The following is a 12398-nucleotide window of genomic DNA, read 5'->3' as shown; positions in this document are numbered from 1 at the left end:
AATAATCTTTAAATAAAATGAAAGTTATCAAGATCATTCAAATACTTGTTCTTGGACTGGGTGTGATGTTATTTTTCTCCGCTTGTGGAGAGAAAGGTCATTCAGCTGAAGGCGAACACAGCCATGAAACACATGCAGAAGAAGGACATGATCATGAAGCTGGTCATGATTCAGATGAGGGTCATGCCGCACATGGAGAAGGAGTCGCTTATACATCTGCCTATGTATGTCCTATGCATTGTGAAGGTAGTGGTAGCGAGGAAGCAGGGGAATGTCCCGTTTGCGGTATGACTTATGTCGCGCAGGCGGATCATGTAGCTGATGGACACAATCATATGGAAAAGGAAGGAGCAGATCACGATCATGAGCATGGGGAGGATCATGAGCACTAGGAATGTACTTTCTTAGCATAAAAAAGGCTGGTCCAGATGGGTCAGCCTTTTTTTTAAAAATATCAAACTGCTCGGCTTACTCCCAGATGCGAACTTCAATTTCATTTAAGATTTGCTCTCCGCAGGCCATCAGCTTCAGTTTAGCCGTTTCATCCACATACACTCCCCCACCCCAGCGAAATCCAGCCTCTCCATTTTTAGGGAACTTTTGGTGAAAGACTTTTTTTAAGCCCAGGTCATCCTTTTCCACATCACATACAAATATATCCAGGAGCTGCTTGCCTCCCAGCCTCTCTTCTGCCATAGCTGCCAGAAAAAGGCTTTCATTCTTCCTGAAGAAATTGATATTCTGGTAAGAAAACCAGGATTTTTCTACCCAGGCACTCCTATCCAGTTTTTCAGAATTGATGCTAAACCGTAATTCAGGTATTGTTTCCGAATTACCCAGTTGATCCAGGGCTAATTGGTAAACATCCAGGTCATGATTATCCCAGTTCCCGACACATATCCAAAGATGGTGTTTCGTTTTGGTAGCAGCTACAGAACCTGCAGTAGCCTTCTTGTAAATCCCCTCTCTTTTTATTTTGGTGAGTAAAGCTAATTCTCCTTTGGCAGGATCAAGAATACGATAGCCCAACACCAAGGATTTGTCCTTTTCAACATTGTCCTCAATCCCCACAAATAAAAGATCATCTATGATTTGAAAGCCTCCCGCATGCCGATATGGATCATCCAGCAGTTTTTGAACGGAAATGACTTTCAGAGTTTGCACATCTGCAATAGCCAAATAGGATTGATTCGCAGAACTCCCCGTAAGGAAATAATAGGACTCATCTCCTTTTTGGTAAAGCTGTACTCCCTGTATATGGCCTCCTTTGTTAGGAATATCCTGTTCATTCCTAAGGGAAATGAAAGAAGATTTTTCAGGATGAAAGTCGAATAAAGAAGAATTTCCTTTAGAGGGGACTCTTTGTGAGCAGGAAAGTACTAAGCTCAGGCTAAATAGGAGGAAGCAAGGGTATTTATTCATTTGATTTCTTTGGAGGCCTGAATGAATGGCTTATGAATGATCTACATAAATTAGGGATATCACAGGTCCAATGAAAAAAGCGAAGCAATCTCCTTACTCTATAGGAAAGGAGATTGCTTTTCTGCATTTCGGGATCTTAAGGCCAGGAGGCTTGGAATTTTTTATTTCATTCCGGCGCCCTTCCTAGAGAAGCGCTTCCAAACTCACCTCCAGATAATGGATGCTTCCATCCCGCTTAAATAAAGATTCACTAATCTTTTCACCAAGACTCAAACCTTCAATTTTTTCAGTCTGCCCGCCTTTTTTATGAACCCTAATTTCTTTTTGTTCTGAGACCTTATAAATGATCGGAGTCTGGCAGTAGGTAAAAGCCAAAGAATTGGGGGGCAGATCGAGTTTTTGGATTTCTCCCTTTTCAGAATAGAAGTTAAAAGTTGAAGACTCAGTCTGGAACTCGGCTTTTCGTAAAAAGATCGGATTGAAATGGATTTGACCATTTTCAACAATCATACCCAGTTCTCCCATTCTTGAAAGTATGTCTTCTTTCACCTGTCCAGTCATACCCGGCTGCTGAGCTCCTGCATTTCCCGGAGTATGAGAATACGGGTCCGTTGGGAAGGAGCCATACAACTCTGGATTTTTATTTAATCCTAAACCTGCTCGAATTTCATAATAGAATTCGACCAATTGCCCAAACTGAGCAGAACTCATTTCTTCTTTGGGAAAGCGGAAGAAAATTTCATTGACTGCCAATACCAATTTTGAAACCATGTGCCAGTAAATACTGCCCAGGCCTTCATAGCCGTAAAATGTTCCCGAACGACCGGTAAAGGATTTGTGATCAAAAACCAACTCGAAAATATCTAGAATGACTTCCTCTTCTTTCGCACTAATCTCCTGTTCAGACTTAAGCTGATCCAAAGCTTCTTTGAGGTCAACTGCATTTCTAAAGTTTCCGGAAAAATGGGAGATACCTTCCTCATCCTGTTCCAGGATTCTTGTGTCTCCTTTTTCGATCCAGGACGTTAGTATTTCTAACTTGTTCAGCTCTGCTTTAGGAATACGATTCTTTTGTCTGAAACGTGGAAGCTGTCGATCCGGATATAGCAGATAACTATACTGATCTTCCCGATACAATTTGCTCTTTTTCAAGGCCGTCAAAAGTTCCAGACTTTCATCTACAGAAAGCAATCCTGTACTTAAAACGGCTACCTGCCCCTCCAGCATTTCATATAAATACCTGATTTCCAACTCATCTCCATCCGCTTCTAGTAAATTATAAGAATGATAGAGGTGATCCTCGCGCTTATTAGCGCGTATGCTATGATCCAGGAATTCCAGACTTAGGTCAAAAAATTCCTGCAGCTCTTTCTTACTCAATTCCCCTTTGGAAGCAGAAAATCCGCCTTCATAAACTTGCTGTCTATAGCGTTCTCCAGCCAAGCCCAGGCCTTTTAGAATATCCATCCGTTCTTTTGGATTGATGGGACCCTCAAGGGCTTGGTGATGATGCTGAAAAACCTCATGGATGGATTGAAACAAAGAAGTTAGTTCTCCTGTCAATTCAATATTTTCCGAACGATCGTTCTGGAACAGATCTTTGAGGAATTTTAAATACCTTCTCAAATAGCAGAGGGTAACCATAGAAATTCCATAACCTACCAGGGCATTATTTGCATCATTCCATTCGGGGCGTTGGGTATTCATCCAGATTCCTCCTTCGGGAACGAAGTTGCTAAGTTTGGTCAAAGCGGTGAGCAATAATTTTTCTGCCAGATTTACACAAAAGGGTTCTGCATTTGCTCCCAGAATCAACTTCCCATCCGCTCCTATTTCCTTTTGGAGCTCATCTATCTTTGAGTGCAGGGCTTCATCAAAAATGATTGTATCCCGTGGGTCAGCCAGAAGTTGCTCAAAAGCTTTGATCTTATAAGGCACATTGGCGTAGACAAAAATTTCTTTCTGCAGGGAATTTTCCAATACGTCTGGATGATGCTTTTTCGAAAGCTCCATCAATTTCAGAAGATATATGATCTGATGATCTCCCCAGTAGCCAATAAAGGACCAGGGATCATGCGGATCAATCACTTCCCAGTCTATACCATCACGGGTAATTCGATAGGGATTGTATCCATCTGCGGTAGATGCATTGAGGAATTTGTAAATGATACTCTCTGTGTATTCCGGATAGGAAACACAAAGGGCCTCCCAATTTTGAAAAATATCTCTCCAGTTTCCCTGAAAATTGAGAATCGGAGATCCATGTTCGTCCTGGGTTTCAATGGAGAAAAAATTCCAGGGTCTACTGGGATCTCCATGTCTTCTACTAAAGGTCAGAGGCAAATATTCATTAGCCATGCGAATGAATTGAGGATCTCCACTTTCCTCTGCCAGTTGCTTAAGTTGTCCTATTGAAGTTTTTTCATCCAACGTATCCAGCAAAGCTTTGGATCGATCATAGACTTTCTGGTTCCACTTTTGGATAAATTCTCCAACATCTGAACGAGAAATTTGATAGCCCTGGTCAAAAATTCCTCCCCGCATCACATTGAAAAGCACATTGGAGAAATGTCGAGTCATTGATAGCTGATCTGCGGTTTGCTGAAAAGCATCAGCATTAGCTACAATCAGGGCCAGCTTTTCTGTTCCATTTGCAATGTCTTGCTTCAATTCCGTCAGAAGTGAATCTTCTTTCTTTAGTCGGCCAATCAATGTCGTCAAATCAGCATGGCTCTGGTTTAGCTCGGCAACCATATACCATTCTTTGGCTTCACCTCCTTTTAAATCGAGTTGGCTATGCAAAAAATAAGCGCCTCTTTCGGCCCGCACATCTTTTTCTTCTCTGAGTGTCCTTCCTTTTCGAAAATCATCCAATTGGACAGAGGAAAGGAGATGCTGGCTATCCGTCAATCCCATGGACCAAACACTAGTTGCTTTTAAGGACTCACTGGGTTCGGGTTTATCTACCAGGATAGAGCTAAGCGAATAAATGCCCATTCCACTTCCTGCATCCAATTCATTTTTCTTGTAGGCATCTACCAGGGTACTCAATTCCGTCTGCATATCCAGATTTACTCCATAAGGCAGGAGGTTTTGCATACCGTCCAGCAGCTCTATTTTTTGCTCTTCCTGACTCAGGTTTTTGAGAACAGCTCTTCTTACCCAGCCAAATTTCTCACTGCTTTCCCAGGCATAGCGAAAGGATACTTGTAAGCTTTCATTGATTTCTTCAAAAATCAACTTATTGCCATAGGTATGCTTATAGATATTTCTTTGCACCTTATATATTCCTTCTCCTCTTACAGAAAAAGGTTCCCAGAGATACTTTCTCCCTTCCTTATGAATAAAAAATATGGACTTACTCCCAGTCAGTTCTCCTGAATCATGAATTTTATCATCAGTATAGTAAGGGAAAAGTGCGAATTGAGGATTTTTTCGACCTGCCGTCAGTCCTCCTTTACTTGAGACAAACATCCACAAATCTCCGGAGCTAACGATGCTCATAAAGAAGGGGCGCATCTTGTCGAAATGGGAAATTTTATAGTAATCCTCGCCTCCAATTTTTACGAAGGAACCATCTACCTGAGCTTCCAGTGCCTGGTCTGGATTTAAGCCATGAAAGATTGGGGGTTTTGTCATTTTTCTAATGATATTTTGCTGTTGAGTTAGCGCGAGTCATAAGTTAGTGCATCCCAATAAATAGAAAAAAACATATATGAGTATTCACTAAGAAATCGCGTGTAGTATTGACGGATGCATATTTATACTAAATTAAGCTATATGAGAAACTTAAGGGGCTTTTACTTTTCTATGTGTAGCTAATTTATAGGCAAAAAGGGGAACTGAGTAGTTTTGTAGTAAAGGCCTCGTGCCAGCAAGGCAGAGCCCGGGAAATTTACTTCCTTAGATGAATTGAAAGAATAGCCCAATTGTTTAGGCCTACGGCTGGCAAATCATTGGGAATTTTGAGACAATTTTCCCACTGCAAAAGCAATCAATAGAGAGATCAGGACCATGCCCCAGGCAATTTCTGTTCCCTGATACAGGCTGATTAGTGCAAAGCTTCCCAGTATCCAGAGCATATATTGCCCCAGGATATTGAAGAGAATGACTTTGTTGAGTCTTCGGGCGAAATAGGCCATAAGCAGGGCCCAAAAAATGAGGCTGATATTTGCAGGTAATTTGGCAATAGCGATGCCCATATCCTGGGTATTTTCGGGAGACCAGCAATCCCAGCAGATGAGTCTCATCAGCCACATATACAATCGATGAATGCCGGGTTCCAGGGTCCAGAATAAAGTCATCAAGGCGAAATCCTTATGAAGCTGAAGGTTTTGCTTTTTGGCATGATAAATCGTCAGGCTTCCGTTTATAATGACCCCGAAACCGAGCAGAATGGTATAGATTCCTGCGCCGGCTGTAGGACTTTCAAGGCCTTGCGAAAAATCATTGAGCAAAGGCCAGATCCAGGCGCCGACAATGCCAATTCCAAGGATGCCTGCTCCTGCTGCCAAATAGCCCACTCTTCTATGAATTTTTCGTCTCTTTGCCACTTGTCCGGACCAGAGTTGGACAGCGGCAAGACTCACCCATATCACCGCCAGGGGAATATGGAAATATAAAGAAGCATCTACTGATGGATGGGGCCCTTGTTCATTGACTGACCATACATGTCCAGTCGTCAGGAGCTTTAGGATAGAAGGGAGAAATCCCCCAAGAGCACCCAAAACCAGTAAGATCGTTCCTGCTCTTTTGTAAATCTGATTTTGTTTCCGGTTTAAAGCAGCTTTGCTCAAGCTGCTTGTTTCTTTCTCACCCGTCTGTAGTTCTTCCTGTTTTTTTCTCAACCACATCCATACACCCAAAAGCAGGAGCATCGTCCAGGAGAGGAGGCTAAAAATCAACGGAAAGCCGTCTACGATAATCCAATTGGGGTCAATGTTGGGGAGCATGGGTTGGGATGAAAATGAGTGAGCAGATAAAATATCTATTTATCTTTTTAAATCATATTGCGGGAAGGTAGGATGAAATTCATTTTCAGGGGAATTGCATGCAAGTGCTTTTCAAAGTATGAGAAAACCCATGTATGAAATAGATAAAACTAGTATTAAATTCAACAAAAATATTACGATATATTGAAATCATTTATCTATTCTTTCGTTTACAGATAAAGCCTTGTCATGAGAATCCCCCTATTTCTCCTCTCTCTATTGTTCATTTTTGGAGTTAATCTTCGAGTATTTCCTCAAACTCCTCCCTCCGATACAATCTCAATAGATAGTATCACTTCACAACTCTTTGGTGAGATTGTAAATTTATATGAGACCCACAATTATGAAGAGCTTTTTGAGGCTTCACAGAAACTATTGCAGCGGACCTATAAAGAGGGCAGTCCACTTCAAATAGCTGAGGCACATGATAATTTGGCCTATTGGCATCTAAAAAAAGAAATGCCAGCGAGAAATGATTCGATGATCTATCATGATCTGAAAGCCTTAGAACAACTCCTCAAAACCGATGAACTTGCTCGAATAGCGAAGACTTACCGTAATCTGGCTTCGAGCTATATGGCTGAAAATCCGCAGATTGCTCAGGAATACACCATGAAAAGCCTTGAGGTAAGCGAAAAAATGGGCGATAAGGCAGGGATTGCTAATTCATATTATAGCCTTGCGGGGCTCAATCGATCTTTGGAAGAGTATGAACTTTCTGTATCAAATTCAGAAAAGGCGCTTGAATTATTGCTGGAGTTGCAAGATACCACCGACCTCGCTATGGCCTATTTTCATTCGGTTCAACCCCATATTCAGTTGGGAAATCTGGAAAAAGCCCTTGAGCATGGAGAGAAATCGGTTGCGCTCATGGAGGCCTATTCAGAAGAAATCCCTACCATGTTGATGCGTGCGTATTCCTGGCGTGCAGAAGCACTTCGAGCCAATGGCCAATATGATCGTGCGCTAGAGGATGCCCTATTGGGATGGGAAATATGTAAAACTCAGGTCGAGGATGTAAGAGATGCTGATGGATTTAAAGAAAGCATCGCAGATGTACTCTATGCTCAGAATAAATACGAAGAGGCACTCCCTTATTACGAAGATTTTATTGCGCATGCACATCGGAGGGATGGAATAGACAAGCGTTTTGTGGAGATATACAGCCACGTTTCTACCTGTTATGAGAATTTGGGGGATTACCAGAATGCCCTCTCTTTTGCCCATGAATCCAGAACCTTAAATGATTCCCTTGCGGGTAAACGTTATGCATCCTTGAAAGCGGAATTGCAGATCAAATACGATACCGAGAAAAAGGAGCAAATCATTGAACAGCAAAGTCGAGAGCGAGTTTACGGGATTCTGGTCATAGGGATATTGGCGGGATTGATTCTCCTGAGTGTATGGGCCTACCGTCGCCAGAATCGCCTTAACACCCAATTGCAAAAAACCAATGCAACCAATGAACTCCTGTTAAAAGAGATTCACCATAGAGTAAAAAATAACCTACAGACCATTTCCAGTTTATTGAGCTTGCAATCCAGTCATATCGAGGATACGCAAATACAGGAAGCAGTAAAAAATAGCCAAAGCAGAGTAGGATCGATGGCATTGATCCATCAGAAATTATACCAGGGTGAGAACCTGGCTGCCATTGAAATTAAGGAATACCTGCAAGTTCTAAGTGAAACCATTATTGACACCTTCAATATAGATACTCAACAAATAGAAATTGACTACCAGGTAGAAGAAGTTGAAATGGATGTTGATACGGCTATTCCTCTGGGCTTGATCGCCAATGAATTATTGACCAATTCCCTGAAATATGCATTCCCGGACAATAGGTCGGGTAAAATACAGATCAGCCTGGAAAAACAGGAAGGGAAAGTTATCAATTTCAAAGTATCCGATAATGGAGTTGGCCTCGACCCTCAGGAAAACAGATCCGGCTTTGGAAGTCAGCTGGTAAAACTTTTGGTTAGACAAATGCAAGCAAAAATGGATATCAGTAGTGAAGCAGGAATAAGTACTGAAATTCAATTCAAAGTTGCCTAAGTAATTCAAGATCTATCTAAACGGAGCATTGATGTTAAATCATTTCTCCAAAAGAAGCGTTTTATATGCAGAGACCTCAAATATTGATTCTGGAAGATGATATGATCATCGCCTCAGATATTTCCCTCAATCTAAGCAAAATGGGCTATGAAGTGGTTGATATAGTTCCTTCCGGAGAAGAAGCGATAGAACAAGTACAAGACCATAACATTGATATCATGCTGGTAGATATCAATTTAAAAGGAGAACTGGATGGGATACAAACAGTTAAGGAAATCCAACAAAGAGAAGAAAATATCGGGATCATCTTCCTGACTGCAAATTCCGATAGATTAACTTACGATCGTGCAAAAACGACCCGCCCTCATGCATTTATCTCTAAACCTTTTAAGCGTTTGGACCTGGAAAGGGCAATTGAGTTGGCCATTTTGAGGATGAGTAATCAGGAAGAACAGATTCCCGAAAAAACGGAAGTTTCTTTTTCAGACGCAGATGACAGCTACCTCCTGGAGGATCGCATATTTGTTAGGCAGAAGGATCAGATGATCCGGATCTTCATTAAAGATATCCTTTATGCAGAGGCTGACCGAAGCTATTGCAAAGTCTTTACCCAGGAGAATGAATACCTCATGAGTTTTCCACTCAAAACCTTCGAAAGCAAGCTAAATTCTAAAGACTTTATCCGTACGCATCGATCTTTCATCATCAACATTACAGAAATCGATGGCTTACATGAGGATATAGTGACCGTTGGATCTCATAAGATTCCGGTAGGCCCCAGTTATAAAAAGGATTTACTGAAACGCCTGAAACTGATTTAGGCTTCAAAAGCTCTATTTACTGATATTCAATTCCAGCACCATAGGAATAATTTCTCCTTCAGGCATTTCATTTTGAAACTGCATATAGCGTTGAGAATATCCCATATAATCCTGAGGTATGACCGCTTCTCCAAATACGTCATAAATTCTTTGTACCAGGCTTCCTCCTTTTGCTCTGATTGCTGCCAGCTTTTCCTCTATATTTTCTATAGGTTTGGTAGAAAAAAGTAGAATGAGGTATTCCCTGCCGACTTTCGTAAACTGTATGCCCGATTCAGGTCCGGGAATAAACAGTTCTACTTCCGGAACAGTGATTTTCGGGCTTTCATTTTCCTTGGGGAAATAGCTTTTCATTTCGCCATCTGCTTCCATTCCAAAAGCATATAAATACATGCCTGCACTTACCTGGGATATGATGAGCTGAAAGACTTTCCCACGCAAAATGCCTTCTGCCTGATTCTTGGGCTGATACACTTTTCTTCGGGCATTCAAAGCAAGCGAAACATCTTTAAAAACCGCCTCTCCATCACTCATTAAAGTCACAAATTGCCGAATTGCGCATTTACCGCTATAGACTTTTTGCTTCTCTATTTTTTCATCCAAACTCATCTGAAAGGCATAGCTGGCATATTTGGCAAAATCCTGGTAGCGAATCCAGGTAAAGCCTCCTTCTCCCCAGGCTTCCCCCCAACTATTCATGACCTCGAAAGCTCCCTGTGCATCGTCGTATCCAATTACCGTTAGGGCATGGCCGAAGATACCTCTTTCACCCGGCGAGGGAAACCACATAGCTTTGCCAGCCATAGATGAGGCAGAAAAGCTTTTGGGAGCCATGAGTCCAAAGATTACCGGTTTATTTTCGAGTAAGCTCAATTTGACTTTGTTGATCTTGATCCTGTCAGGAGCATTTCGGCGAAACAAAGCCATATAATCCACAATCTTATGCTCCGCGGCTTCTTCCATTTGCCGATTGGAAGGCATACGCAAACAATCCGATTTATCTGTATCAAAGTCAGCAGATCTGATGTTTCCCTTCCTTTGCAACAAAGACATCGCTGAATCAATGAAGGACCCATTGTTGCAATCTGTTATCTTGATTTGATTGAAGATGAACATGGAGGAAAAGGCATTTTCAGTTATGACATCCTGCTGCCCCTTCCATTCATTTTTCACGGCTTGTTGGATGGAAAGAGCTGCATAACCAACTGCCCAACCCACACAAGTGGCAATCTTACCCTGATCTTCTACCTTCGGGCAATAGGCTTTTAGGCTGTAGGTTGATTTCCCACTAAGGGCATTTTCCTCAGATTTACTTCCGTCATTGTAGGCAGACTGAATCGGGACTTCGTCGTAACGATCGTCGTCCATAATCAGGCCCTGGCAAATAACCAGACTCGGGAAGAAAAGTAATAAAAGTGAAACACACGTTTTCATACGAAAAGATGCTATTACAATTCTTCCCAAAGTCTGAACCTATATCTTTCAATCAATCTATTGTCTATGGCACTTTCTTTCAGGTCGTCCCAGCCTTCTTTCACTTGCTGCAAAACAGCCCATCCCTCTTTCGCCAATTCAAATACCATGATCGCCGTTCCTAACCAGGCAAAACCAGTTACCTGTCCGTTAGTCACCATGGTGACATCTGCCATATAATTGGTTTCGTAGAAGATCTTGGCCTGGTAGAGATCGGCCATCATTTGCTTGGAATAATCTTCCGGATATTCCCGAATAAATTTTCGCTTTTTCTTATCGAGTAAGTCCTCTTTGACGATGAGCAGCATATTGTTAAACAGGCCAGCAGAAGCGTCATAAGAGTCAGAGACCAGCTTTACATCTTCTTCGGTATACAAATGCTGAATGGCTTTGAAGTCTCTCACGGACTTTTCTGCACGTATCTTGATCGAATCCAGTTCCTGCATGAAGCGAGACTCGGTAATCTTGTTGAGGGGGCCCTGGGCCTGGCTTTGAAAGCTGAAAAGGCCCAGAAGTATGCTGAAAAAAAGTATCTGTTTCATGTTAAATTTTGTTAAGGAATAAGCGATTGAGCTTATGGAATGATACATAGTGGCAGATCAAAGCATTCGTCATTAACTGTTGGAGCAAGACTTACTTACGCCCCAGGGTATAGGTCAAACTCAGTCCTACATTTACCTGGGGAGTTTGCCCTGCATAGTAGGAATTGAAATCCACCGTTGGCTCGAAAGAAAGCCCATTTGCCTTGAGGTATTTAGGCATCTGAATGTATTTATGGATGGGTTTTGTCAAAATCAGAATACCACCTATAACTATTAGCGCTCCTCCTATTCCTACTCCCGTTGTAGCAGATTTGTATTTGGAGTTGGCAGTTTCCAGGTGCTGATCACAGAGCGAATTTTGTCCCGTTTGTTCTACAATGACCTGTTCTGCATCAAATGCTGAGGAGCTGGGATCACAGAAGGTATAGTAGTATGAAATGGGATCGTTGGAAGGAGTTGCACTTAGATCAATATTCCCTTTCTTCAATGCGTTGGGAAGGTTAGCCGCCAATAGACCGACTCCACCCGCAGCCAATACACCGCCACTTATATAATCCATCTTGGGAGTAGGAGGCGCTGCCATGGGAGGAAGCTTTGCACTGATTTCAAAACGAACTTCTCCGTCTATGCTTTCTACGTCGATATAAGCATCCCAAACAATGCGCTTATTCTTACCATAGCGGATTTGCTGACCTACGTCTCCAAAGAGAGCCGAACGGCTGGGATCAATCTGAACCCCGTCTATAAAGGCGATCAATTGTACATTCCAGAATCCGGTTTTTCCCTTTTCGAGTTTGTAGGTGATGATGAATTTATCCTGGGTCTCATTCAGCTTGGCTGAAATTTCAGAAACCTGTGCTTGGGTAAAGCTGAACATAAGCACAGTGAATAGGATTGAAGAAAATAAAGCTTTCATTTTATTAGATGTTATCTTGTTTTTAAATGGATGAAATGGGCTTTTGAGCCTTAATTCACATAATAAATGGCTACATCCCCCAGGTCATTTTTTTTCAGGCTGGGATGTTGCGCCTTCTTTTTTACACTGGATACCAAAGCCGGAACCCGTTCCTGCAGGTACAACCAGAGTTCATTTA

9 protein-coding genes are annotated in these 12398 nt (G+C 42.0%); 3 read left to right on the top strand and 6 right to left on the bottom strand.

The features are described from left to right. Positions 1 to 17: 17 nt before the first annotated feature. Positions 18 to 392, top strand: coding sequence for a heavy metal-binding domain-containing protein (locus R8P61_00045; protein MDW3645433.1), 375 nt, complete (start codon positions 18 to 20; stop codon positions 390 to 392). Positions 393 to 468: 76 nt separating this feature from the next. Here the strand turns inward: R8P61_00045 and R8P61_00040 are convergent, their stop codons facing one another. The 3 genes from R8P61_00040 to R8P61_00030 form a co-directional block, all read right to left on the bottom strand. Continuing rightward, positions 469 to 1422, bottom strand: a complete 954-nt coding sequence (locus R8P61_00040) for a hypothetical protein (GenBank protein ID MDW3645432.1) — start codon at positions 1420 to 1422, stop codon at positions 469 to 471. Positions 1423 to 1605: 183 nt separating this feature from the next. Continuing rightward, a complete protein-coding gene (locus tag R8P61_00035) occupies positions 1606 to 5061 on the bottom strand; it encodes a hypothetical protein (protein ID MDW3645431.1) in 3456 nt (1151 codons plus the stop codon). Positions 5062 to 5375: 314 nt separating this feature from the next. Continuing rightward, positions 5376 to 6374 carry a DUF2306 domain-containing protein gene (locus R8P61_00030; protein ID MDW3645430.1) on the bottom strand — a complete coding sequence of 333 codons (999 nt, stop codon included), beginning with the start codon at positions 6372 to 6374 and terminating at the stop codon, positions 5376 to 5378. Positions 6375 to 6602: 228 nt separating this feature from the next. On the opposite strand from R8P61_00030, the gene R8P61_00025 reads away from it, so the two are divergent. After that, positions 6603 to 8468, top strand: coding sequence for a sensor histidine kinase (locus R8P61_00025; GenBank protein MDW3645429.1), 1866 nt, complete (start codon positions 6603 to 6605; stop codon positions 8466 to 8468). Positions 8469 to 8533: 65 nt separating this feature from the next. Next, the gene (locus R8P61_00020; GenBank protein MDW3645428.1) at positions 8534 to 9289 is read left to right on the top strand and encodes a response regulator; all 756 of its coding nucleotides are present in this window, start codon (positions 8534 to 8536) and stop codon (positions 9287 to 9289) included. Between the two features lie 12 nt (positions 9290 to 9301). Here the strand turns inward: R8P61_00020 and R8P61_00015 are convergent, their stop codons facing one another. The 3 genes from R8P61_00015 to R8P61_00005 all read right to left on the bottom strand — a co-directional run bounded on the left by R8P61_00015 (position 9302) and on the right by R8P61_00005 (position 12181). Next, positions 9302 to 10723: a C1 family peptidase gene (locus R8P61_00015; GenBank protein MDW3645427.1), complete on the bottom strand. Its 1422-nt coding sequence runs from the start codon at positions 10721 to 10723 to the stop codon at positions 9302 to 9304. Positions 10724 to 10737: 14 nt separating this feature from the next. After that, positions 10738 to 11304, bottom strand: coding sequence for a hypothetical protein (locus R8P61_00010; GenBank protein MDW3645426.1), 567 nt, complete (start codon positions 11302 to 11304; stop codon positions 10738 to 10740). A gap of 91 nt (positions 11305 to 11395) precedes the next feature. Then, positions 11396 to 12181, bottom strand: coding sequence for a hypothetical protein (locus R8P61_00005; GenBank protein ID MDW3645425.1), 786 nt, complete (start codon positions 12179 to 12181; stop codon positions 11396 to 11398). Positions 12182 to 12398 lie beyond the last annotated feature (217 nt).

It is taken from the genome of Bacteroidia bacterium (assembly GCA_033391075.1).
Lineage (GTDB): Bacteria > Bacteroidota > Bacteroidia > J057 > J057 > JAWPMV01.
The sequence above is the reverse complement of the archived record's forward strand: the minus strand, read 5'-3'. Positions and strand labels throughout refer to the sequence as shown.